Origin of the sequence: Pauljensenia sp. UMB6358, assembly GCF_030216865.1 — a bacterium.
Lineage (GTDB): Bacteria > Actinomycetota > Actinomycetes > Actinomycetales > Actinomycetaceae > Pauljensenia > Pauljensenia turicensis_A.
This window is the reverse complement of the sequence record NZ_JASOMS010000123.1, coordinates 1-294: the sequence shown is the minus strand read 5'-3', so window position 1 is coordinate 294 and position 294 is coordinate 1. Positions and strand designations below refer to the sequence as shown.

Genomic DNA, 294 nt, shown 5'->3' with positions numbered 1-294 from the left:
GCCTGGCTAGCCAAAGCCATCAACTACAGGCAAGGCGCACCAACCGCAAAAATACTCGGCAAACCCGTCAGCATAGTCGGAGCCAACGACCAATCAGCAGAAACAAAAATCCGCGGCGCAACAGTCGCCCTAGCCTACGCAGACGAAGTAACAGTCCTCCCAGACTCCTTCTTCCGCATGCTCCTATCCCGCCTCAGCCTAGACGGCTCCCAACTACTCGGAACCACAAACCCCGACAGCCCCTACCACTGGCTCAAAACCGACTACCTAGACCGCCTCGACGAACTCCACGAC

Annotated in this window: 1 protein-coding gene; it reads left to right on the top strand. The window is 57.5% G+C overall.

The window, feature by feature from the left end:
- Positions 1-294, top strand: a 294-nt coding sequence (locus QP381_RS08870; protein ID WP_285068619.1) for a terminase large subunit domain-containing protein, incomplete at both ends; no start/stop codon positions are given.